General features: G+C 67.7%; 25 protein-coding genes and 1 tRNA gene. 12 read left to right on the forward strand and 14 right to left on the reverse strand.

Annotated elements, in window-relative coordinates; genetic code table 11:
• Positions 1 to 54: 54 nt before the first annotated feature.
• Positions 55 to 127 (forward strand) — tRNA-Asn (locus tag AB5J62_RS10295).
• A gap of 77 nt (positions 128 to 204) precedes the next feature.
• Here the strand turns inward: AB5J62_RS10295 and AB5J62_RS10300 are convergent.
• Positions 205 to 852: a maleylpyruvate isomerase family mycothiol-dependent enzyme gene (locus AB5J62_RS10300; RefSeq protein ID WP_370947956.1), complete on the reverse strand. Its 648-nt coding sequence runs from the start codon at positions 850 to 852 to the stop codon at positions 205 to 207.
• Between the two features lie 45 nt (positions 853 to 897).
• Positions 898 to 1,731, reverse strand: a complete 834-nt coding sequence (locus tag AB5J62_RS10305; protein WP_370947957.1) for an alpha/beta fold hydrolase — start codon at positions 1,729 to 1,731, stop codon at positions 898 to 900.
• A 158-nt stretch (positions 1,732 to 1,889) separates the two neighbouring features.
• Here AB5J62_RS10305 and AB5J62_RS10310 point away from each other — a divergent pair, with 158 nt between their 5' ends.
• Positions 1,890 to 2,462, forward strand: coding sequence for a TetR/AcrR family transcriptional regulator (locus tag AB5J62_RS10310; RefSeq protein ID WP_370947958.1), 573 nt, complete (start codon positions 1,890 to 1,892; stop codon positions 2,460 to 2,462).
• Between the two features lie 174 nt (positions 2,463 to 2,636).
• A complete protein-coding gene (locus tag AB5J62_RS10315) occupies positions 2,637 to 2,816 on the forward strand; it encodes a hypothetical protein (RefSeq protein WP_370947959.1) in 180 nt (59 codons plus the stop codon).
• Between the two features lie 41 nt (positions 2,817 to 2,857).
• Here AB5J62_RS10315 and AB5J62_RS10320 read toward each other — a convergent pair whose 3' ends face one another.
• From AB5J62_RS10320 to AB5J62_RS10330, 3 genes are all read right to left on the reverse strand, one after another.
• Positions 2,858 to 3,148, reverse strand: a complete 291-nt coding sequence (locus AB5J62_RS10320) for a hypothetical protein (RefSeq protein WP_370947960.1) — start codon at positions 3,146 to 3,148, stop codon at positions 2,858 to 2,860.
• The gene (locus tag AB5J62_RS10325) at positions 3,145 to 3,420 is read right to left on the reverse strand and encodes a hypothetical protein (protein ID WP_370947962.1); all 276 of its coding nucleotides are present in this window, start codon (positions 3,418 to 3,420) and stop codon (positions 3,145 to 3,147) included. Before AB5J62_RS10325 ends, AB5J62_RS10320 begins: the two co-directional genes overlap by 4 nt.
• A gap of 149 nt (positions 3,421 to 3,569) precedes the next feature.
• Positions 3,570 to 3,860 carry a ribosomal protein L7/L12 gene (locus tag AB5J62_RS10330; protein WP_370947963.1) on the reverse strand — a complete coding sequence of 97 codons (291 nt, stop codon included), beginning with the start codon at positions 3,858 to 3,860 and terminating at the stop codon, positions 3,570 to 3,572.
• Positions 3,861 to 3,989: 129 nt separating this feature from the next.
• Between AB5J62_RS10330 and AB5J62_RS10335 the strand changes: the two genes are divergently transcribed.
• Positions 3,990 to 4,424 (forward strand): EF-hand domain-containing protein, encoded by a 435-nt coding sequence (locus tag AB5J62_RS10335; protein WP_370947964.1) that lies wholly within the window; start codon positions 3,990 to 3,992, stop codon positions 4,422 to 4,424.
• A gap of 43 nt (positions 4,425 to 4,467) precedes the next feature.
• On the opposite strand, the gene AB5J62_RS10340 is transcribed toward AB5J62_RS10335, so the two are convergent.
• Positions 4,468 to 4,869, reverse strand: a complete 402-nt coding sequence (locus AB5J62_RS10340; RefSeq protein WP_370947965.1) for an EF-hand domain-containing protein — start codon at positions 4,867 to 4,869, stop codon at positions 4,468 to 4,470.
• A 407-nt stretch (positions 4,870 to 5,276) separates the two neighbouring features.
• On the opposite strand from AB5J62_RS10340, the gene AB5J62_RS10345 reads away from it, so the two are divergent.
• Positions 5,277 to 5,684: a hypothetical protein gene (locus tag AB5J62_RS10345; protein ID WP_370947966.1), complete on the forward strand. Its 408-nt coding sequence runs from the start codon at positions 5,277 to 5,279 to the stop codon at positions 5,682 to 5,684.
• On the opposite strand, the gene AB5J62_RS10350 is transcribed toward AB5J62_RS10345, so the two are convergent.
• The 3 genes from AB5J62_RS10350 to AB5J62_RS10360 all read right to left on the reverse strand — a co-directional run bounded on the left by AB5J62_RS10350 (position 5,685) and on the right by AB5J62_RS10360 (position 7,900).
• Positions 5,685 to 6,899, reverse strand: coding sequence for an NlpC/P60 family protein (locus tag AB5J62_RS10350; protein ID WP_370947967.1), 1,215 nt, complete (start codon positions 6,897 to 6,899; stop codon positions 5,685 to 5,687).
• Between the two features lie 34 nt (positions 6,900 to 6,933).
• Positions 6,934 to 7,248: a hypothetical protein gene (locus AB5J62_RS10355; protein ID WP_370947968.1), complete on the reverse strand. Its 315-nt coding sequence runs from the start codon at positions 7,246 to 7,248 to the stop codon at positions 6,934 to 6,936.
• A 163-nt stretch (positions 7,249 to 7,411) separates the two neighbouring features.
• The gene (locus tag AB5J62_RS10360) at positions 7,412 to 7,900 is read right to left on the reverse strand and encodes a MarR family winged helix-turn-helix transcriptional regulator (protein WP_370947969.1); all 489 of its coding nucleotides are present in this window, start codon (positions 7,898 to 7,900) and stop codon (positions 7,412 to 7,414) included.
• Between the two features lie 135 nt (positions 7,901 to 8,035).
• Between AB5J62_RS10360 and AB5J62_RS10365 the strand changes: the two genes are divergently transcribed.
• The 3 genes from AB5J62_RS10365 to AB5J62_RS10375 all read left to right on the forward strand — a co-directional run bounded on the left by AB5J62_RS10365 (position 8,036) and on the right by AB5J62_RS10375 (position 12,605).
• Entirely contained in the window at positions 8,036 to 8,851 is an 816-nt protein-coding gene (locus AB5J62_RS10365; protein ID WP_370950225.1) for an LLM class flavin-dependent oxidoreductase, read from the forward strand.
• Positions 8,844 to 9,512, forward strand: a complete 669-nt coding sequence (locus tag AB5J62_RS10370) for an NADPH-dependent F420 reductase (RefSeq protein WP_370947970.1) — start codon at positions 8,844 to 8,846, stop codon at positions 9,510 to 9,512. The genes AB5J62_RS10365 and AB5J62_RS10370 overlap by 8 nt, the downstream gene beginning before the upstream one ends.
• A 117-nt stretch (positions 9,513 to 9,629) precedes the next feature.
• Positions 9,630 to 12,605 (forward strand): family 16 glycoside hydrolase, encoded by a 2,976-nt coding sequence (locus tag AB5J62_RS10375; protein ID WP_370947971.1) that lies wholly within the window; start codon positions 9,630 to 9,632, stop codon positions 12,603 to 12,605.
• 69 nt (positions 12,606 to 12,674) lie between these two features.
• Here the strand turns inward: AB5J62_RS10375 and AB5J62_RS10380 are convergent, their stop codons facing one another.
• The 5 genes from AB5J62_RS10380 to AB5J62_RS10400 all read right to left on the reverse strand — a co-directional run bounded on the left by AB5J62_RS10380 (position 12,675) and on the right by AB5J62_RS10400 (position 16,064).
• Positions 12,675 to 13,241, reverse strand: coding sequence for an MSMEG_6728 family protein (locus tag AB5J62_RS10380; protein WP_370947972.1), 567 nt, complete (start codon positions 13,239 to 13,241; stop codon positions 12,675 to 12,677).
• Positions 13,241 to 13,390 (reverse strand): hypothetical protein, encoded by a 150-nt coding sequence (locus tag AB5J62_RS10385; protein ID WP_370947973.1) that lies wholly within the window; start codon positions 13,388 to 13,390, stop codon positions 13,241 to 13,243. Before AB5J62_RS10385 ends, AB5J62_RS10380 begins: the two co-directional genes overlap by 1 nt.
• A gap of 34 nt (positions 13,391 to 13,424) precedes the next feature.
• Complete coding sequence (locus tag AB5J62_RS10390; RefSeq protein WP_370947974.1) at positions 13,425 to 14,438, reverse strand: DNA topoisomerase IB; 1,014 nt, start codon at positions 14,436 to 14,438, stop codon at positions 13,425 to 13,427.
• Positions 14,439 to 14,562: 124 nt separating this feature from the next.
• Positions 14,563 to 15,285 (reverse strand): DUF2382 domain-containing protein, encoded by a 723-nt coding sequence (locus AB5J62_RS10395; protein ID WP_370947976.1) that lies wholly within the window; start codon positions 15,283 to 15,285, stop codon positions 14,563 to 14,565.
• A 113-nt stretch (positions 15,286 to 15,398) separates the two neighbouring features.
• On the reverse strand, positions 15,399 to 16,064 hold the full coding sequence (locus tag AB5J62_RS10400; RefSeq protein ID WP_370947977.1) for a VOC family protein: 666 nt from the start codon (positions 16,062 to 16,064) through the stop codon (positions 15,399 to 15,401).
• Between the two features lie 88 nt (positions 16,065 to 16,152).
• On the opposite strand from AB5J62_RS10400, the gene AB5J62_RS10405 reads away from it, so the two are divergent.
• The 4 genes from AB5J62_RS10405 to AB5J62_RS10420 all read left to right on the forward strand — a co-directional run bounded on the left by AB5J62_RS10405 (position 16,153) and on the right by AB5J62_RS10420 (position 20,224).
• A complete protein-coding gene (locus AB5J62_RS10405) occupies positions 16,153 to 16,719 on the forward strand; it encodes a TetR/AcrR family transcriptional regulator (RefSeq protein WP_370947978.1) in 567 nt (188 codons plus the stop codon).
• The gene (locus tag AB5J62_RS10410; protein WP_370947980.1) at positions 16,720 to 17,883 is read left to right on the forward strand and encodes an FAD-dependent monooxygenase; all 1,164 of its coding nucleotides are present in this window, start codon (positions 16,720 to 16,722) and stop codon (positions 17,881 to 17,883) included. It begins immediately after the preceding gene.
• A gap of 82 nt (positions 17,884 to 17,965) precedes the next feature.
• Complete coding sequence (locus AB5J62_RS10415; protein ID WP_370947981.1) at positions 17,966 to 19,195, forward strand: alkaline phosphatase; 1,230 nt, start codon at positions 17,966 to 17,968, stop codon at positions 19,193 to 19,195.
• 30 nt (positions 19,196 to 19,225) lie between these two features.
• Positions 19,226 to 20,224 (forward strand): hypothetical protein, encoded by a 999-nt coding sequence (locus AB5J62_RS10420; protein WP_370947983.1) that lies wholly within the window; start codon positions 19,226 to 19,228, stop codon positions 20,222 to 20,224.
• Positions 20,225 to 20,238: the final 14 nt, after the last annotated feature.

A 20,238-nucleotide genomic window follows, 5' to 3' on the forward strand; every position in this document is an offset into this window, starting at 1 on the left:
GGTTGTGCGCTAAGGTTTCCCTCGTTGGTCGGAGAGATCCGATCGGTGGAGCGATCCCCTGTAGCTCAACTGGCAGAGCATTCGGCTGTTAACCGGAGGGTTCTTGGTTCGAGTCCAAGCGGGGGAGCATCGCAAGAAAAAGCCCAGGTCACAGACCTGGGCTTTTTCTTTTTCCAGGGTACGGTTTCTTCGCAAGCCGCGGTGTCACCTCTGGCGGAGAAGTTCGACGCCATCGCCGGTCAGATCGTCGAGGTAGGCCCGCCGCCCGGCCATCGCCATCGTGAGCGCCAGTGTGGATCCCGTGACGAGTGGCTCGTGATCAAGGCCCGTGGTGAACGGGCCGTCGGTCGCGACCAGGCGCAAACCCTTGGTCAGCGTCTTGCCTGCCACGGTGAAGTCCTTGGACGCGTAAAACGTCGCGACGGTCGTCGTGGCGTCGGGGGCGTAGGTGTGGTGGATACCGAGCGGGTGGCGGATGTCCTCGCCGTGCACGATCACCTCACCCAGCCAGGCTGCTCGTGGCCCGAATGGGGCTGTGGTGCTGGTGATCATCCGACGGAACCGGGCGAGCGTGTCGGCGGGGGCCGGACCCAGTTGCTCGGCGAGGCGGTCGGCGTTGTGCTTGTCGAAGTCGAATCGGCTGCGTAGGACGCTCGTCATCCATCGCAGCGGGCCGAGAGTCGCCGCGGCCGTCAGGTGGGCGAGTACCTCGCGCACGGTGAGCCCGGCGCACAGGGACGGCGTCATCCACTGGTCGTCGGTGAGGTCGGTGAGGTCATCGGCCAGTGCGGCACGCTCGGCGTGGGCGGCGGTCCAGACTTCCTTTGAAGTTCGGCGTTCGGCTGCCGGCATGAAACCCTCCTGGCTGAACTGTCTAATGAGGACTCTCGTGCGGGTTCAGTCGTCGCCCAGTACTGCTCGCAGCTCCGCCGCGAAGCGCTCCGGGTTCTCGGTGAACGCGGTGTGGCCGCCGCTGAACATGGTCGGCTCGACGCCCAATTCCGCTGCGAGCGCACGGGATGCGCGGTCGCACAGCTGGCCGGCCGAGTCGGTTCCGATGCCCACGATGATGCGGGGGCTCGCCGTCCGCAATGCTGCCAGGTCGGGCTGCCAGCCATTGGTGGCGCGTAGTTCGCGGGCGAACCAGCGCCGCTCGTCGGCCAGTTGCCGGGCGTCCCGGTCCGGCCCGAACATCATCTCCAGCATGCCCGCCGGCAGTTCGATGTTCGCTGTCCGCATGAACTTCCGCCAGGCGGCGATGATGTCGCCGCGCAGATAGGTGGCGATCATGTCGTCGGTGGCCGAGAGCAGCGCCTGACGGTCGGGCAGCAACTGGGCCAGCGGCGGTTCGTGGGCGATGACGGTGTGGACCTGCTCGGGGTGCGCTTGGGCCAGCGCGAGCACGGTGGCCGCGCCGCCGCTGGAGCCCAGTACCGCGGCCGGGCCGGCGTCCAGGTGGGCCAGCAACAGGGACAGGTCGTCGGCGCGCAGTTCGGGGGTGGATTCGGAGTCCGGGTCGGTCACCGGGCTGCGGTTGATGCCGCGTGGGTCGGTGGTGAGCACCGTGTGGCCGGTGGCCAGCAGCGTGGCCAGTGGGGCGAACGAGGCGGCGTCCATGGGGCTGCCGACCAGTGCCACCAGCGGACCGGCGCCGCGCAGTTCGTAATGCAGCCGCGCTCCTGGCACGGACAGGGCGTGGGCGGGAACGGTGTCGGTGGTGGGGGAAATCATGAGCTTGCTCCCTTGATTGAGCTACTGAACTGGACGGTACAGTTCAACTCATCTGTACGCAACAGTACATCTGCGCTAGGGTTCCCCTCATGGTCGTCGCCGGGAACCAACCGTCACCCCCCTCTGGCAAGCGAGCCGAGCGCAGCCGGAAAGCCATCGTGGCCGCCGCGCGTCAGGAGTTCTTGCGAAACGGGTTCGACGCGAGCATGGACACCATCGCCGCCCAGGCCGGCGTGTCCAAAGTGACGGTGTACAACCATTTCGGCAGCAAAGAGGACCTGTTCACGGCGGTCATCAGCCAGTTGGGGGACGAAACCAGCGCCCGCACCATGGAAGCCGCCATGCAGGTGCTGGCCGACGTCACGGACCTGCGCGTGGCGCTCACCGACGTGGCCCGGTCGATGATCGCCAGCGTCACCGAGCCGGAGGTGCTGGCCCTGCGCAACGTCATGACCGGCGAGTTGCGCCGGTTCCCCGAACTCGGCCAGACCTGGCAGCGGCGCGGCCCGGCCCGGTTCGCCGGCTACTTCGCCGACTGGCTCCGCGCGCAGACCGCGCAGGGCCGTCTGGATGTGCCCGACCCGGAGGTGGCCACCCTCCAGTTCTACGGGCTCACCGTTCACCCGCACCTGGTGGCGGCCTCGTTCGGTGACGCGATACCCGGCGAGCTGACCGACCGGCTGATCGCCGGTGCCATCGACACGTTCCTAGCCCGATACGGACCACACTGACCAACGCAGGGCAACGTCGTCGAGTACGACTACTGGTTCGCGAGCGCCGAGAGTACGAAGTGGACGGTCAAGGCGAACGCGGGCGGAACCGCCACGCCGCCGGTCGACTTCACCTCAGCCGACCAGAACCTGTTGCGGGTCCAAGCCCGCGACGCGTCTGGCGAGCTGTCTCCGGTGGCGGAGAAACGGTTGTCGCTCAACACTTGGCGACCGACGATCGGCTACGAGGGCGACATCGGGACGGAGGCCAGAGCCGCCAAGTTCACGTTCGACGCCCGCCAGCCGGGCGCGGTGACGTTCGAGTACTCGTTCGACTGGGGTCCGTTCCGGGTCGTGAGCGTTGCGGGCGGTTAGAACCGCCCGCAACGCTCACGACCCCTGGTTCGCGAAGGGCGTCAGCGGGTGCAGCGGAGCACGACGTCGGCCCACCAGTAGTTCTGCTGGCCGTACCCGTTCGCGCTCGTGACCACGCACTGGTCGTAGGGCTGATAGCCCCCTTGCACGGCGTATTGCCGGGCCTGCCTGGTCGCCGCGTTGATGGCGCCACCTCGGCTTTCGCCCATTCCGAAGGCGTGGTACTCGCGGACGTCGGCGGCGTGGGCGGTGGTGGCCAGCACGGCCGGGGCGATCGCGGTCGCGCCCGTGAACAAGGCGATCGCCAGGCCACGCTTCAGGGTCTGCTTCATGGCTTCACGCACGTCACTGAGACGTCGGCCTGGTACCAGCCGTTGCCGGTGGGGTACGCCAGGGCGGAGCCGACGTAGCACTGGTTTCTGGTGTACCCGCCCGCTTCGGCCTTCCGCCACGCGGCGCCGGTCGCGTACCCGATGGCCTGTGCGGAGCCGAAACCGGCGCTGCTGCCGTAGAACGTCTGGCCGGTCGCCGAGGCCGAGGCGGCCGGTGCCACCGCGATCAGCCCGGCGGCCAGCAGGCCCGCACCCGCGATCCATTTCCTCATGTCAGATCCCCTCTCGATGACATCAGCCCAGGCGGCTCGATGCCTTGCCTGCATTCATCTGAGCTGATGTCATCGAGCATGCCCAAGTCGGACCGGCATGTCAACTGAGGTGGATGATCTAGTCTGGATATTCACATGAGCTAATGAGTTCAGCCGAGGCGTTCGACAGCTTCTTTCGCCTCTTTCAGGCCCGCGCCGGTGCGTTCCCGGTACGCCTTGATCGCCTGGATCTTCTGTCCTTTGAGGAGGTAGGCGTGCACTTCGGGCATCTCGACTTCCGGTTCGCTGACACCGAGTTGCGCCATCAACAGGTCGAGCTTCCGCTCCGTCTGATCGAGGCGTCGTTCGACCCGGGCGACCTGGCGCTGGATACCGGCCGAGCCGACCCAGCTGACGCCGACCAGTACGACGAGTGCGAGCGAAAGTGTCCCGTAATCCATGCCGCGAGCGTAGTGGCCTCGGCGACGCCGAGCGGACTCGACAAACTACGGCGGTGGCTGTGACCCGACGGCCGGTGAACTGGTAGGCATCAGGCATCGCCGCCGTCCGAGTGAGAAGCGAGGCCCATCGTGACCAGCGTATCCGAGGAGAAGAAGGCCGAGTACGGGGCGATGTTCAGCGCCCTCGACAAGGACGGGAGCGGCACCGTCAGCGTCCGCGAACTGCGCGAGGCCATGGCGCGGCTCGGCCTCGACGAGTCGAAGGCGGTGGGCACGCTCGCGGGCATCGACCTCGACGGCGACGGTGAGGTCGACCTCCAGGAGTTCGTCGCGCTGGTACACCGGCTCGACCAGGGCGAGGCCAAGAAAGCCGAGCTCCAAGCCATCTTCGACGAGTTCGACGCGGACGGCGACGGCTTCATCAGCCGCGCCGAGTACCAGCAGGTCGTCTCGCGACTCGGCGAGGGCATCACCGACGAGCAGGTGACCGAGCTGTTCGCGCTGACCGACACCGACGACGACAAGCGGATCACCTTCGACGAGTTCCGCGCCTCCTTCGACTGAGGCGACGACGGGCACCGGCACGTCCGGTGCCCGCCGCTGCCTGTCAATGCATCGCGCGGACGAACTCCGTGAAACTGATGCGCCCGTCGCCGTTCCGATCGGCGATCCGCAGCAGCTGCGCGATCTGATGCTGTGGCAGACCTGACAAACTGAGTTCCGCGCTGGTGATGAAACCGCTGTTGTCGTGGTCGAGCCTGCGGAAGGTTTCCTGGTGCGCCTTCATCATCGGCTGCGCGAAGGCGATGAACTCGTTGAGGTCGATCCGGCCATTGCCGTCTTTGTCCAGCCTGGCGAGCACCCGCTGCAGCTCGTCGGGCCCCAGCTTGGTGCCGCCGGATTCGAGGAACCGGCCGAGCTCGGCCGCGTCGATGGTGCCGTCCTTGTTGACGTCGAACGAATCGAACGCTTCCTTGTACACTGCCCATTCATCGTGGCCGATGTCCATGCTTTCCCTTCCACGCCTGGAAACTCCGACCTTCAGCGTAGCCATTCCGGGACTTTGACCGGACGTTGTGAACGCCTCTTTCGCAACTTTGATCGTTGCGAAAGAGGCGTTCACAACGTCCGCCGCTCCCGATAAGCGTGCAAAAGGGACAAAAGGCCGGGTTGTGGTCGGGAGAGTCTTCCGGCTCGCCGAAAGTTTGGTACGACGCCGCGACCATGTCCGGGTGACGCAGTGGCAAGCGGTGTCGGCTACGACGTCGGAGTGACGTGGTTGCCGTTCGCTGACGGTCACAGAGGACTGGAACCGGCTGATCGGTCAGTTCCGGGGCGGCGGGCGTGGTCGGCGCGGTAGCATCGGAGCGGCTGTCGACACGGCCGATTCGCTGTTCTGCCATGGGAGGAGCCCCGATGCACACCCCGTCCGCTCGTTCGCTTCCGGAGTCGTTGATCCCCGGCGACCCGGTTCGGGACGCGGTGCTCCAGGCCGCCGTCGCGCGGCTCGACGAGTACTTCGGCGACCGGGTCCAGGTGGCCGTGGAACAGCTGAACATCATGGGGAACTGGGTGTTCCTGCACGGCAGGATGCACGGCACCGAAGGGGGCCGTCCGTACTACGCGGGCACCGTCTACGAGAACCGCAGGCAGGACGGGGTGATGTCCGACGTCTATGCCGTGCTGCTCAAGAAGAGCGATGAGGGCAGGCCGGACGTGGCGCGGTCCTGGCGCGTGTCCGACTACGCCATCGGCCCGACTGATGTCGCTTGGATGGAGTGGCCGGACAGGCACCAGGCGCCGCCCGCGTTGTTCGGTTTCTGATCAGCCGCCCGGTGCGCGGAGGATCTTGACCAGGCCTCCGCCGCCACCCATGCTGACCTTCTGTGATCCGTCGGGGTTGACGTTGTTCGAGCCGATGAACTGACCGTCGCCCGCGTACAGCACGACGTGGTGGCCGCCGTTGGCGATCACCACGTCGCCGGGCTTGGCCTCGGAAAGCGGGATCGACTTCCAGCCGTCCGCCTCGAGGTTGGCCGTGAGACCCGCGACCGAGGCGCTGGCCTGGCTCTTGTCGATCAGGCCCGCCGCTTCGAGGCAGCCGGAGACGAAGTTCGCGCAGTTGACGTCGTTGGGCACCCATGGCTGCATGGCGGGCAGCTCGCCGCTGCGCTTGAGGTCGCTGGCGTTGCGGCCGAGGAACCGCTCGGCGATCTTGGCCGGGTTGTCGCCGCGTGCGTCGATGGGCTTGGCGGGCTTGCCGTCGCCGGGTACGCCGCCGACCGCGCCACCGCCACCACCACTGTGGTAGTTGCCGCTTCCGCTGCTGTTGCCCTGGCCGAGCGGCGCGTGGTGGACGGTGGTGTCGACGGGCGTGGGGGCCGCGCTGCTCGCCGTCGTGCCCTCCTTGGCGGGCAGCAGCTCGACGAAGCCGCCCTCGATCTGCATGCCGAGCGGCTTGAGGAGGTCGTCGATCTGCTTCTCGGCTTCGTCCAGCGCGCGCTCGATCTCCTCCTTCTTGCCGTTGGCGTCCTTGTCGTTGAGCTGGCGGAGCCGCTCGATGTCGGACGCGGCCGCGGCGATCTCGCTCTCGTCGTCCGCGCTGTTCTTCCGCTGGCGGGCCGCGCCGATCAACGCGCGGTTGTCCGCGTCCTTGTCGTTGGCTTCCTGCGCGAGCTGGGCGACCTTCTTCTTGACGCCGTCCAGGATCTCGGAGACGCGCTGGAGGATGTTCTTCGCCGCTTCGGCCTTGTCGCTGACCTGGTAGCTGGCCTTGCCGAGCTTCTCGAGGTGATCGGCGACGGCGTCCGCGTCCTTGCCCTCCCAGTGGCGCAGCACGTCGTCGCGGAAGCGCTTGAGGTCGTCGCCGAGGTCATTGGCGCTGGTGGCGGCGGTGCCGACCTTCCTGGCCTGGTCGTCGACCGCGCCCGCGTCGAGCTTCTGTGCCTGCTTGGCGTGCGTGTCGATGGCGTCCATCGACTTCGGCCGGTCGTGCACCGGGTCGTCGAGTGGGCTCGGCTTCCGTTCTGCGGTGGTCATCGGTAAGTCCCCTGGTCCCCGTTCTCGGTCCGAATCAGTCCCGCTTGCGGTTGCCGGCGCGGAAGGTGTCGACGCCGTCGTCCTCGTTGATGTCCTGGCGCCTCGCGGCGAAGGCCAGCGCCTCGGAAGCGGCCGTCACGAGCTGCGCCGCGGCGGTCAGCTCGGCGTTCACGCCGCTGTAGAACCCCTGCGTCGTCTTGCCCGCGCTGGCCGCGTTGCCCAGCGAGCCGTACGCGCCGCCGGGATTGCCGTCGCCCAGGTCCTTGCCCGTCTTGCCGATGCCGTCCTTGAGTCCGCCGACCTTCTTGGCCAGCGCGGCTATCTGCTCTGGGTCGAATCGGCGAGCCATGTGTGGTCCCCTCCAGTCTGAGCGCCCGTTCCCTATCGCGCAGCCTATGAGTTCGGCACCCGGCGGCGCGCGCGTTTCCCGAAACGGGTGACGGCGTTTCGTGTACATCGACGTGCCCGGCCGCGCCTTGGTTCCCCGATTCCGGCAGCGGATCGTGCAGATCTTACCGCGATCCGGTCTTGCCGAGACTCGCGCGCAGCGCCTCGGTGAAGTCGGCCGCCGCGGCCAGCTGGTCGGGGGTGAGCGCGTCGACGAAGAGTTCGCGGACCGCACGAAGGTGGGGGACGGTCGCGCCGCGGAACGCTTCGGCGCCCGCCGGGGCGAGCACGACCTCGGCGCCGCGGTTGTCGGTCGCGCAGTTCTCACGGCGGATCAGGTCGCGGCGTTCCATGCGGCCGAGGTGATGGGACAGACGGCTGCGCTCCCAGTCGACGGCGGCCGCGAGGTCGGACGAACGCATGCGCTCGCCTTCGGCCTCGCTGAGCGCGAGCAGGACCGAGTAGTCCCCTGTGGACAGTGAGGAGTCGTTCTGCAGCCTGGCCGAGAGCTCGGAGCGCAGTGATTCAGCCGTCTCGATGAAGGCTCGCCAGATCTTCAGCTCCTCCGTGGTGGGGAGCTGACGCCTGCGCCGCGGGGGTGTGGTGCTCGTCATGGGCCCTCCTGATTGACGCGTCAACTAAATCATACATAATTGACGTGTCAACCACCTTGGAGGCGGAGATGACGCTGGAACTGGGCCTCAACTCGTTCGGGGACGTGGCCACGGACGACGGCCGAGCGGATCGGGCTGGGCACCTCGGTCACCGTGCTCAGCACGAACGATCCGGTGCGCGTCTACCAGGAGTTTTCGACGCTGGACGCGGTGTCCGACGGCCGCGCGCAGCTCGTGCTCGGGCGCGCTTCGGCGACCGAGTCCTTCCCGCTGTTCGGCTACGACCTGGCCGACTACGACCGGCTGTTCGAGGAAAAGCTCGACCTCTTCTTGAGACTTCAGCGTGAAGAGTCGGTCACCTGGTCCGGGACCACCCGTGCCGCGCTGGTGAATGAGACGCTGCATCCGCGGATGCGGCCGGGTGGCATCCCGACCTGGATCGGCGTCGGCGGCAGCCCGGACTCGGTCATCCGCGCGGCCAAGAACGGCCTGCCGCTCATGCTCGCGATCATCGGTGGGCGCCCGCAGCGGTTCGTGGGTCACGTCGAGCTTTATCACCGCGCGCTGGCGCAGTTCGGGCACGGCGTGCTGCCGGTCGGACAGCACTCGCTCGGGTTGGTCGCGGACACCGATGAAGAAGCCGTGGAGACCTGGTGGCGCTATTGGCGGCCGCTCGTGGCACAGCTGGCCCGTGAACGTGGTTTCTACGCTCCGACCAGGGAACGCTACGAGGCCGAACTCGAGCACGGCGCGTTGTTCGTCGGCTCGCCGGAGACCGTCGCGCGCAAGATCGCGACCGTGGCGCGTGACCTGCGGCTCAGCCGGTTCGACCTCAAATACGACATCCAGCACCTGCCTCGGCAGGCCCGCGCCCACAGCATCGAGCTGCTGGGCCGCGAGGTCGGCCCGCGCGTCCAAGAGCTACTGGCGAAGGAGCCCGCTCATGTCTGAAACCATCGGCATCCTCGGTGCCGGCAAGGTGGGCATCGTGCTCGCCAGGCTCGCGCTGGCCGCCGGCCACCGGGTGCTCATCGCCGGTTCCGGTGACCCCGCGAAGATCGCGCTCACTGTCGACGTCCTCATCCCGGACGCCGTCGCGACCACGGCCGCTGACGCCGCCGAGCGCGCCGACCTCGTCATTCTCGCGCTGCCGCTCGGCAAGCACCGCGACCTGCCCGTGGCGGCGCTGCGCGGCAAGCTCGTCGTGGACGCCATGAACTACTGGTGGGAGGTGGACGGCATCCGGGACGACCTCACCGATCCGCGGACCTCGTCGAGCGAGACCGTGCAGGCGTTCCTCGACGGCGCGCGGGTCGTCAAGGCGTTCAATCACGTCGGCTATCACGATCTCGAAGACAAGGCGCGGCCCGCGGGGGAGCCGGGGCGGATCGAGATCGCCATCGCCGGTGACGGAGACGTCTCCGCTGTGGCGCGGCTCGTCGACGACCTGGGCTTCGACGCCGTCGCCGCCGGTCCGCTGGCCGAGGGCGTGCGCTTCGAGCCTGGTGCCGAGCTGTTCGGCGCCGACGTCGACGCGGAGAAGGTCAAGGCCATGCTCGAACGGTTCCCGGAAACGGAGCGCGGACGGCTGGTCGCGGAGGCTCGCGCCTGAGCCGATCGGTCTAACTTTCATCTGAACCGTACATACTTTCGTTGACCTTGGACGAAAGTCTCCCCTAGATTCGGGCACCGTCACGAGGTTCTCCGTCGCCAGCCTCGAGGAGCAACGATGCTTCGACCTGCCCGAAAATCCCTGTTCGCCGCCTCCCTGGCGCTGCTCACCACCGTTTCCGTGGTGGTTTCGGCGCCTGCGGAGGCCGCGGTCCCGCCCCAGCAGCCCGGTGTCACGCTGCGGGTGTACGACCTGCAGACCGACCTCGACAAGCTCTGCGTGATCAAGACCGGCCAGACGCCCAATGTGGACAAGCTGATGCCGGTGATCGACTGGAAGTCCACCGCCGACTTCGGCATCGCGGACAAGTTCGTGTCCGAGGTGATCGCCAACCTGAACATCTCGGCCGCCGGCCGCCACGAGTTCCGGCTGACCAGCGATGACGGGTCCCGGTTGCGGCTCGACGACCAAGTGGTGATCAACCACGACGGCCTGCACGCACCCTCGTCCGCGACCGGGTCGATCGAACTCGGCACCGGCTATCACGCGCTGCGGATCGACCATTTCGACAACACGAACGAGCAGCAGGTCACCTTGGAGTGGCGTCCGCCGGGCGCGGCGGATTTCGCGGTCGTGCCGAACTCCGTGCTCAGCACCGACGCCGACGTCGTGCGCGTGACTTCGCCGGGGCGCAAGGAGTGCGCGGGCTCGCTCGACTCACCGGGTGACGGCCTGCCGTTGACCGGTGTGCATCCCGGCCTGACGCTGACCAACTTGCGCCCCAACGGTTTCCAGCCGCAGGTGACCGGAATGGACTGGCTGCCGGATGGCAGGCTCGCCATCGCGACCTGGGGTGGTTCCAACAACGTGCTCGGCGAGGTTCACCTGCTGAGCAACGTCACGGGGAACACCGACGCGTCGAAGGTGCGGACGCAGCGGATCGCCAGCGGCTTGAAGGAGCCGATGGGCATCAAGTACGCCGACGGCAAGCTGTACGTGTCGGAGAAGACGCGGCTCGTCGAGCTGAACGACACCAACGGCGACGGGGTGACCGACGACTACCGCACGGTCGCGACCTGGCCGTTCGGCGGGAACTTCCACGAGTTCGCGTTCGGCCTGCTGTACAAGGACGGGTACTTCTACGCCAACCTGTCCGTGTCGATCAACTACGGCGGCGCGACGACCGATCCGCAGCCCGCGCCGAACCGCGGCACCACGATCAAGATCAGCAAGGCGACCGGCGCGGTGAGCTACCTCGCCGGTGGGCTGCGCACGCCGCACGGCATCGGCTGGGGACCCGAAGGCGACGTCTTCGTCACCGACAACCAGGGTGGCTGGCTGCCCGCGAACAAGCTCGTGCGGATCAAGCAGGACCGGTTCTTCAACCATTACACGAATCCGGCAGGCCCGTTCGACGCCAAGCCGGTGACCGCGCCCGTGGTGTGGTTGCCGCACAACGAGATCGCGAACTCGCCGAGCAACCCGGTCATGCTGTCCCAGGGTGTCTTCGCCGGGCAGATGGTGTACGGCGACGTGACCTACGGCGGGCTGCAGCGGGTGTTCCTGGAGAAGGTGAACGGCGAGTACCAAGGCGCCGTTTTCCGTATGACGCAAGGGCTTGAGTCCGGTGTCAGCCGGATCAGCCTCGGCCCGGACGGTGCGATCTACACCGGCGGCATCGACGGCGGCGGCAACTGGGGCCAGCCGGGCAAGCTCGCCTTCGGCCTGCAGAAGCTGACGCCGAACGGCGCGAACGCGTTCGACATCCGCGCGATGCGTGCCGTCGCCGGCGGGTTCGAACTCGAATACACCCAGCCGTTGTCGGCCGAGACCGCGCAGAACCTGGCGGCGAAGTACCAGGCGCAGCAGTGGCGTTACAACCCGACTTCCGCATACGGCGGGCCGAAGATCGACGAGCAGACGCTGTCCGTCAGCTCGGCGAGCCTGTCGGCGGACCGGAAGAAGGTCACGCTGCAGGTCGCCGGGCTGAAGCCGGGGTATGTGGTGCACGTCCGGTCGCCGCGGCCGTTCGCGTCGGAGTCCGGCGCGGCTTTGTGGAGCACCGAGGCCTGGTACACGCTGAATTCCCTGGTCGACGGGCCGCCCGCGAGCACGACGTACGAGGCGGAACGCGCGGCGTTGAGTGGTGGCGCCGCCGTCAACACGAACCACGCCGGGTACTCGGCGACCGGGTTCGTCGACGGCTACTGGAACCAGGGCGCCACGACGACGTTCACGGTGAACGCGCCGTCGGCCGGGAAGTACAACGCGAGCCTGCGGTACTCGAACGGGCCCGATCCGGCGCCCGGCACCAAGTCGGTGAGCGTGTACGTCAACGGCGCCAAGGTCAAACAGGTGCGACTGGCCAGCACCGGGAACTGGGACACGTGGTCGTCCCAGCCGGAAACGCTGAATCTGGCCGCCGGCGCGAACACGATCGCCTACCGATATGACGGCGGCGACGCGGGCAACGTCAACCTCGACAGCCTGACTGTCACCGCGCTGCAACGGATTCCACTGTTCACCGGGTCCACTTTGGACGCTTGGGAGAAACGGGCCGGTGGCGCCGCCACCTGGCCGGTGTCCGGCGGCTCGATGGAGTCCAGCGGCGGCGACATCCGGACCAAACAGCAGTTCGGGGACTTCCGGCTGCACGTCGAGTGGTACGAGCCGGACTATCCGCCGGAGGTGACCGGGCAGGCCCGCGGCAACAGCGGGGTCTACCTGCAGGAACGCTACGAGCTGCAGGTGCTCGACTCGTACGGCGACACCACGCTCGCCAACAACGAGGCAGGCTCGATCTACTCGAAGCGGGCACCGGACCGGAACGCGGCGACCGCGCCGCGCACGTGGCAGACCTACGACGTCACGTTCCGGGCCGCGCGCTTCGACGGCGCGGGCACCAAGACCGACAACGCCCGCGTCACCGTGGTCTGGAACGGCGTCCTCGTCCACAACGACGTCGAGATCGACGGCGGCACCGGCGACAGCAACCCGGAGAACGCGAGCCCCGGCGCCATCCGTCTCCAAGACCACGGCGACCCCGGCGCCAACCCCCGCTTCCGCAACATCTGGCTCGAACCCATCACCTGAGAAGCCGCGATAAAGCGGGCTTTACTCCCGGGGATAAAGCCCGCTTTATCCCCGGGAGTTCAGCGGGCTTTACCGCGGGGTGTGCTCGCCGCGGCGCTCGAGCCAGCGCATGATCGGGTCGGCCGCGATGCCGTGGATGAGGACCGAGAGGCCGATCGCGAGTGCGGCGATGGCCAGCTGCATCGAGAACGGCCGCTCGTTCACCAGCTTCGGCAGGATCGCGGCAGCCAGCGCGAGCAGACCCGCGATGCCGAGCAGGATGTCCAAGCGCCGCCGCCTCACTCGCCATTGTCGACCCGCGTCAGCGTTAAGCCGTCGAAGAACGGATCGCTCACGGTGTGCCCAGTTCGAGGCGTGGGCGGTCCGAGTCGGGCCAGACATAGGGCAGGTCGTCGGCCACGGCCGGAAAATGCGGCCGGTCGCGCACCAGATTTCGCAGATGTCCAGCCCGTAGCGGACCAGCGCCTCCTCGTACCCGGCCCACATGGCCGCGGCCGGATGATGCCGCCAGCCGTAGCCGGGCACGGTGAGCGCGCGCAGCACCTGGATGGCCTCCACACGCTGCTTGCCCAGCCTGCGCTGGTCCAGCACCGCCGCGGTCTCGCGGAAGCCGGGGTAGGGGAGAAACGTCTGCATCAGCTGGACGGCGGCGCTTTCGGCTCTTCCGTGGTGAGCATGTCCGAGAACGGCTCGGAGTGTTTCTCCTGCTCAGCGGCTTCTTTCGCGTCCTCGATGGCGTGCTCGACCTCGGCGAGTTCCGGGGTGGCCTGGTGATCACCGTTCACTGCGTTCCCTCCAAGAAGATCGACTGGTCGGGGATTACCCCGTTTGGCGGCGAAGTAACCGGATCACGGCCCGCTCGATCGCGTGGCGCGATTCGTCGTCGTCGATCCGTCTGACGCGCTTCACCGCGGCGGCGATCGTCCGGCCGTCGCGGTAGGCGTCGACCACTCTGGGGTCCACATAGGACGTACGGCAGACCGCGGGTGTGTTGCCGAGCGCTTCGGAGACCTCTCGCATCACGGCCGCCTCGGCGCGTTTGCCCGCGGTCTTCGAGGTCGGCTCCGGCGCGGCGGCGAACGCGACGGCCGCCAGCATCGTGGCGTTCCAGGTGCGCAGGTCCTTGGCCGAGCAGTCGTCGCCTGCCAGTTCCTTGAACCGGTTGTTGATGTCCTGCGCGTGCACCTCGTGCCAGCCGTCGCGTTCCCGGTAGACCAGCAGCCGGTCGCTGCCGGAACGGCTGCGCAGCAGCGACTTCACCACCGGCGCCAGCGCGGCGTCGGTGATCGACACGGCACGCGTGATGCTGCCTTTCGCCGGATATTCGAACCGGACCTCGTCGCCGTGCACCCGCGTGTGCTCGCGCAGCAGTGTCGCGACGCCGTGCGTGCCGTTCTCCTCGGCGTACTCCTCACCGCCGGTGCGGAAGATCCCCCGATCGAGCATGAGCAGCGCGGCCGCCAGCACCCGGCGGCAGCCGAGCCCGCGCTCGGCGAGCCCGTCGGCGACGTCCGCATGCCACTCGGGCAGCCGCCGGGCCATCGCGAGCACCCGGTCGTGCTTCTCCTCGTCGCGCTTGCGTCGCCAATCCGGGTGATAGAGGTACTGGCGGCGGCCGGCGTCGTCGGTGCCGACCGCCTGGATGTGGCCGTTTTCGTAAGGGGAGATCCAGACGTCATGCCAGGCGGGCGGGATCACCAGTGCGTCGATGCGGTCGAGCGCCTCGGGATCTTTGAGCCGGTTCCCTTCTGCGGTGAGGTAAGAGAAGCCGCGGCCGCGTCGGACCCGGGTGAGGCCCTTGCCCGTCACCACGCTGCGCTTCAGTCGCGTCATCGGCCAGCGGTACCCAGGCCGGGGCCCCGGCAACCCAGGTTTGCCCGGTCGGGGAGCGGGGCGGTCGGGTCGTGAGTGGTACAGCCGGTTCTAACCGGTCATACCACTCACGACCCCCGCTGGGTCATTTGTCGTCGTCGCGGGTGACCTCGATCTGCTCCTTGCGGATCTTGCCGGACACGGTCTGCTCCTCGGTGACCGTCTCGGTGCCGAGCCGGACGCGTTCGACCGCTGTGGTCTCCTTGGAGACGACGGGCTTTTCGGCGTGCAGCACGACTTCCTGCTCCTGCTCACTGATCTCGGCACGGGTGTCGCCGGTGATCGGCTCACGCTCGACGCGCACTTCCTCGTGGCTGACCGGAACCGTCACCTGCTGCTCCTCGGTGACGACGTATTTGCGCAGCCGGACATGTCCGGTCTCGATCTGCTCGGTGCCGACGTTGAGGTGCTCTTCGGAGCGCGTCATCGCCTCGCTTGCCTTGTCCTGACGCGTGTTCGGCTTGTCCGTGTGCTGCGCGTCGGGGGCGGTACGCGGCATCGGCATGCCGTAATGCTGGTAGAGCATGGTGCTGTCGCTTTGGGACAGATGCCCGTCCGCCTCGGTCTGCGGTGCTTCGGCGACCTGGTCCTTCTCGACACTCACGTGCAGGCCGTCGTTGTCGAGCGCGGCGCCGGTGAGCGGAACGAAACTTTCCTTATGCCCGAACAGACCCGTGCGCACGGTGACCCATTCCGGCCTGCGGGTGTCGTCGGCGAGGTACACCGTGCCGACCTTGCCGATCTTGCTTCCGTGCGAGTCGACGACGGTGCTGTCGATGAGTTCCTGGGGTCGTAGCGTGCGGGTCATGGCTCTCGCTTTCCTTTCCCTGTGCTTGATGTGCGGCCAAGATCACCATTGCTCCACCGTGTGGTGCCCGCAACCGTCGTGTCGCCTGGTGAGTGACCCCGGAAAGTGTCTGTTTAAAGCGGGTTCGCAGCGGGAACCAGCGTGAATTCGTTGCCGTCGGGATCGGTGAACCCGTCGTCCGAGACGGTCGCGCCGAGCCGGGTGACCTCTTGCGGATCGCCGGTCAGCTCGAAGTGCAGCCGGTTCCTGCCGGTCTTGGGTGCGAACGGCGGGCCGCCCCAGGTGATCTTCGGGCCGCCGTGCGGTGACCGGATGGCGGTCTCCTGGTTCTGGTCCCAGACGAGCGGCCAGCCGAGCGCTTTGCTCCAGAAGTAGCCGACTTCCTGCGAACCGTCGCACGCCAGCGCGCCCACGAAACCGCATTCCGCCAGGAAGTTGTTGCCTGGCTCGATGACGCAGAACTCGTTGCCCTCGGGGTCGGCGAGCACGACGTGTTCCTCTTCGGGCAATTGGCCGATGTCTATGTGCCTGCCGCCGAGGTCGAGTGCTCTGGCGACGGTCTCCCGCTGGTTTGCGAGCGACGTGCTCGTCAGGTCGAAATGCATCTGGTTCTGGCGGGTCTTCGGTTCCTCCGTGGGGAGGAAGCGGATACGGAAGCCGGTGTCGTCGGTCGGCGCCAGGGTGACGCCGTCTTCGACCGTCCAGTTCAGCAGGCCCGCCCAGAAGCTAGCCAACCGTGCTGGGTCCTGAGCGGCGAAGCAGAGTGCGTGGAGTCGCATGGGCCTTCCTAACCCGGCTGCTGCGGCAGGGCAACGCATTTGCTACTGTTGGGCAGTCGTCCAAGGCGAGTGACCAAGAGGAGCACGGGTGGCGGAGGCAACGGCGGCCGAGCGCGGGCGGGAAGTGCGGCGCAAGCTGCTGGACGCGGCGGGCGAGCTGATCGTCGAGCTGGGCTGGCGTGCGGTCAGTACGCGGGTGCTGGCCGAACGCGCCGGGATCGGTTCGGGGCTGGTGCACTACCACTTCGCGTCGCTGCAGGCGTTGCTGACCGAAGCCGCGATCGGGCGGATGAGCGCGGCCATCGAAGAGGTCTCGGCCATGCTCGACGGCGTGCGTACGCCCGAAGACGTGCTCGAACTGCTCATGGGCGCGATCGGGGAGTACAGCGGGCAGGACGCGGAGTCGTTGCTGTTCGTTGAGACCTACCTGGCCGCGACCAGGGACGAAGAGCTGCAGAAGGCGGTCGCCGGGATCGTCGACGCGTTCCGCGCGAAGCTCGCGAGCGCTTTGGCGCGTGCCGGGGTCGCGGCTCCGGCGGACACCGCGGCGGTGCTGGCCGCCGCCATCGACGGCGTGTTGCTGCACCGGGCGTTGGACTCGGGGATGACCGCGCAGGCCGTCGGGCCGATCTTGCGGAGAATTCTGGGAGGATAGATGAAGGTCGTGATCTGTGGCGCCGGGATCGCCGGACTCGCGCTGGCGTCCTGTTTGGACGATCGCGGGTGGGAGGTGGTCGTGCTGGAGAAGGCAGGCGGCCCGCGCGTCCAGGGGTACATGATGGACTTCTTCGGCGTCGGCTATGACGCCGCCGAGGCCATGGGTTTGTTGCCACGCCTCAAAGAACTCGGGTATCAGGTGAGTGAGGCGAGCCTGCTGGACGGGGCGGGCAGGCGGCGGGCCGGGATCAAGCTCGCGCAGTTCGCCGGGACGCAGCGGGGCCGGTTGCTGAGCATCATGCGGCCGGATCTCGAGTTGGCGCTCAGGGAACGGCTTTCCGTCGACCTGAGGTTCGGGACCTCCGTCAAAGACGTTGTCGACAAAGGAAACGGCGTGGCGGTCACGCTGACCGACGGGTCCGTGATCGAGGCCGATCTGCTCGTCGGGGCGGACGGGATCCACTCGGCCGTGCGGCGGCTGGTGTTCGGCGAGGAGTCCCGTTTCCTCCGCCATCTCGGGTTCCACACCGCCGCGTATCGCTTTGATGACCCGGAAATCCAAGCGCGGGTGGGGGATCGGTTCTGTCTCACCGACACGACGGGCGCGCAGATGGGCTTCTATGGTCTGCGCGACGGCAAGGTCGCCGCGTTCGCCATGCATCGGACGGAGTCGGCGGCGCTGCCTGACGACGTCCCGTCGGCGCTGGCAGCCGAGTACGGCTCGCTCGGCTGGGTGGTGCCGCGGGCGCTCGCGCAGTGTCCGCCCGCTGCCGAGGTCTACTACGACGTCGTCGCCCAGGTCGAGCTGCCGCAGTGGAGCCGCGGACGGGTCGTGCTCGTCGGGGACGCTTGTTACGCCGTGTCACTGCTTGCGGGACAAGGGGCATCGCTGGGGATCGCCGGCGCGTACGTACTCGCCGAGCAGCTTGCGAAAGCGGAATCCATCGAGGACGGCTTGGCGGCTTACGAGCGGGTGTGGCGGCCTGTCGCCGAGGAGAAGCAACGGGTCGCTCGTGCGGCCGCGAAGTGGTTCCTGCCGGTGTCGAAAGTCCAGCTCGGGGTGCGCCGGGTCGCGTTGAAACTCGCTCGGCTGCCGGGGATCGACCGGCTCGTCGCGACCTTCGTAGGGGGTAAGCCGAGCGCGATCATCAACGTCGGCTGAGAGCCGTGCAAGCTTGCGCCGGACTCTCGCCAGCACGTCGGATTTGTGTTAAGAAAGCTTCTTAACTAATCCGGGAGGCGATGTGCGCAGGCGCAGTATGGCCGCGGCGGCGGTAGTGGTGGTTCTCGCGGGCAGCACGGCCGCGGTCGCGCAGTCGGCGGAGACCGACTCCTCGGCCGGCCGGGTCGCGCGGAACATCATCTACATCCAGGGCGACGGCATGGGCCTGGGTCAGCGGAACCTGCTTCGCTTGGCGCTCAAGGGCAAGCGCGGCGAGCTGGAGATGAACAAGCTGCCGGTGACCGGCCTGGTGCGCACCCTCTCCGTCGACCCCGACGAGGTCGTGACCGACTCCGGCGCCGCGGCCACGGCGCTCGCGACCGGGCACAAGACGACCAACGGCAAGATCGGCATGGACCCCGACGGCCGCCCGCTGGAGACCATCCTCGAGCGCGCGAAGAAGGCAGGGAAATCGACCGGTCTCGTCACGACCGCGCAGGTGACGGGCGCGTCGCCGGCGGCGTTCGCGGCGCATGTGACCAGCCGGGACCTGCAGAGCGACATCGCCAAGCAGTACATCGAGAACACCCGCCCGGACGTGCTGCTCGGCGGCGGCGAGGACTGGTGGTACCCCAAGGGAAATCCCGGCCTGTGGCCTGACAAGCCGGGCGAGGAGAGCTGCAGCCCGTACGGCAACCTGGTCGAACGCGCGCAGCAGACCGGCTACACCTATGTCCGCAACGCCGACGAGCTGCGTGACACCCGGGCGAACCGGCTGCTCGGGCTCTTCTCGAACGAGGACATGGTCGACTACGGCGAAGACGGCGTCGGCAAGTACGCGCCGCGGGTCCCGTTGCAGCTGATGGCGCGCAAGGCACTCGACACGCTGTCGAAGAACCCGCGTGGCTTCTTCCTCTTCCTGGAAGAAGAGGGCATGGACGGCATGTCGCACGAGAACAACGCGCACTCCGTGATCGACGCGGGCCGCGCGCTCGACGCCACCGTCGCCGAGGTGATGCGGTTCGTCGAGCGGCACCCGGACACGCTGGTGCTCATCGGCGGCGACCACGAGACCGGCGGCCTGAGCATCGAGGACTACGACGACTCCGAGACGGGCCCCGAGCACGCCCGCCAGGACGGCCCGTTCGCGATTCCCGGTTCGTCGCAGCAGTTCGCCGTCGACTGGACCACGCACGACCACACCGGTGCCGACACTCCGATCACCGCGGCCGGGCCCGGCTCTTCGCGGGTCGGCGGCACGCTCGAGAACACCGAGGTCTACCACGCGATGCGAGACGCCGCACGCCTCTAGTTCCAGCCAGTTCTAGTGAAGGAGACCGCAGTGAACGCGAAAACCCGTTTCGCCGCCGCGCTGTCCGTAGTGGCCGTCGCCTTGTCGACTGTGCCGTCCGCGGAGGCGGCGACGCTCAAATGGCCGGGCGGCAGTTCGGTCATCAACGCCGACAGCTCGAACGCGTTCACCGAGAACATGAGCGGTCTCTCGTTCGGCAGCCCCAGCGTGCTGTGGGCGGTGCGCAACGGCCCCGGCACGCTCTACCGGCTCGTGCCCAACGGCGTCGGCAAGTGGCGCAAGGACACGACCGGCGGCTGGGGATCAGGCAAGGATCTCCACTACGCCGACGGTTCGGGTGATCCCGACGCGGAAGGTGTCGTGGCCTCGCCGGACGGGATCTTCGTGTCGACCGAGCGTGACGGTGACAACGACTCGGAAAGCCTGCTGAAGGTCCTTCGCTACGACGCGTCCTCGACGGGCAGTTCGCTCGACGCGACCGCCGAATGGGACCTCACCGGCGACCTGCCCGAGGTCGGGGACAACGACGGCCTCGAAGCGATCTCGTGGGTCCCGGACTCCTTCTTGACGGCCAACGGTTTCTACGACGAGAAGGCCAAGGCCAAGTACGACCCGGCCAAGTACGCCAACCACGGCACCGGTCTGTACTTCGTCGGTCTCGAGGCCAACGGCACGATCTACGCGTACGCGCTGAACCAGAGCGGCGACAAGTTCACCAGGGTCGCGACCATCAAGTCCGGCGCTTCGCAGATCATGGAACTCACCTTCGAGGCGGAAGCCGGTCGCCTGTGGGCGGTCTGCGACAACGGCTGTTCGGGCCGGTCCACCACGCTGAAGATCAACTCGGACGGCAAGTTCGCGGTGACCGCCACGTACAACCGGCCCAGCGGAATGTCCAATCTGAACAACGAGGGCTTCGCCATCGCGCCGCAGTCCACCTGCTCGGGAGGGTCCAAGTCCGTCGTCTGGTCCGATGACGGCAACACCAGCGGGCACGCGCTGCGCAGCGGAACCCTGCCGTGCGCGTGACGCACGCCGACGAG

Origin of the sequence: Amycolatopsis sp. cg5, from assembly GCF_041346955.1 — a bacterium.
Lineage (GTDB): Bacteria > Actinomycetota > Actinomycetes > Mycobacteriales > Pseudonocardiaceae > Amycolatopsis.

Coding starts and splice junctions, on each gene's coding strand:
- AB5J62_RS10300 (WP_370947956.1), bottom strand. CDS start 852: ATGCCGGCAGCCGAACGCCGAACTTCAAAGGAAGTCTGGACCGCCGCC.
- AB5J62_RS10305 (WP_370947957.1), bottom strand. CDS start 1,731: ATGATTTCCCCCACCACCGACACCGTTCCCGCCCACGCCCTGTCCGTG.
- AB5J62_RS10320 (WP_370947960.1), bottom strand. CDS start 3,148: ATGAAGCAGACCCTGAAGCGTGGCCTGGCGATCGCCTTGTTCACGGGC.
- AB5J62_RS10325 (WP_370947962.1), bottom strand. CDS start 3,420: ATGAGGAAATGGATCGCGGGTGCGGGCCTGCTGGCCGCCGGGCTGATC.
- AB5J62_RS10330 (WP_370947963.1), bottom strand. CDS start 3,860: ATGGATTACGGGACACTTTCGCTCGCACTCGTCGTACTGGTCGGCGTC.
- AB5J62_RS10340 (WP_370947965.1), bottom strand. CDS start 4,869: ATGGACATCGGCCACGATGAATGGGCAGTGTACAAGGAAGCGTTCGAT.
- AB5J62_RS10345 (WP_370947966.1), top strand. CDS start 5,277: ATGCACACCCCGTCCGCTCGTTCGCTTCCGGAGTCGTTGATCCCCGGC.
- AB5J62_RS10350 (WP_370947967.1), bottom strand. CDS start 6,899: ATGACCACCGCAGAACGGAAGCCGAGCCCACTCGACGACCCGGTGCAC.
- AB5J62_RS10355 (WP_370947968.1), bottom strand. CDS start 7,248: ATGGCTCGCCGATTCGACCCAGAGCAGATAGCCGCGCTGGCCAAGAAG.
- AB5J62_RS10360 (WP_370947969.1), bottom strand. CDS start 7,900: ATGACGAGCACCACACCCCCGCGGCGCAGGCGTCAGCTCCCCACCACG.
- AB5J62_RS10370 (WP_370947970.1), top strand. CDS start 8,844: ATGTCTGAAACCATCGGCATCCTCGGTGCCGGCAAGGTGGGCATCGTG.
- AB5J62_RS10375 (WP_370947971.1), top strand. CDS start 9,630: ATGCTTCGACCTGCCCGAAAATCCCTGTTCGCCGCCTCCCTGGCGCTG.
- AB5J62_RS10380 (WP_370947972.1), bottom strand. CDS start 13,241: ATGCAGACGTTTCTCCCCTACCCCGGCTTCCGCGAGACCGCGGCGGTG.
- AB5J62_RS10390 (WP_370947974.1), bottom strand. CDS start 14,438: ATGACGCGACTGAAGCGCAGCGTGGTGACGGGCAAGGGCCTCACCCGG.
- AB5J62_RS10395 (WP_370947976.1), bottom strand. CDS start 15,285: ATGACCCGCACGCTACGACCCCAGGAACTCATCGACAGCACCGTCGTC.
- AB5J62_RS10400 (WP_370947977.1), bottom strand. CDS start 16,064: ATGCGACTCCACGCACTCTGCTTCGCCGCTCAGGACCCAGCACGGTTG.
- AB5J62_RS10410 (WP_370947980.1), top strand. CDS start 16,720: ATGAAGGTCGTGATCTGTGGCGCCGGGATCGCCGGACTCGCGCTGGCG.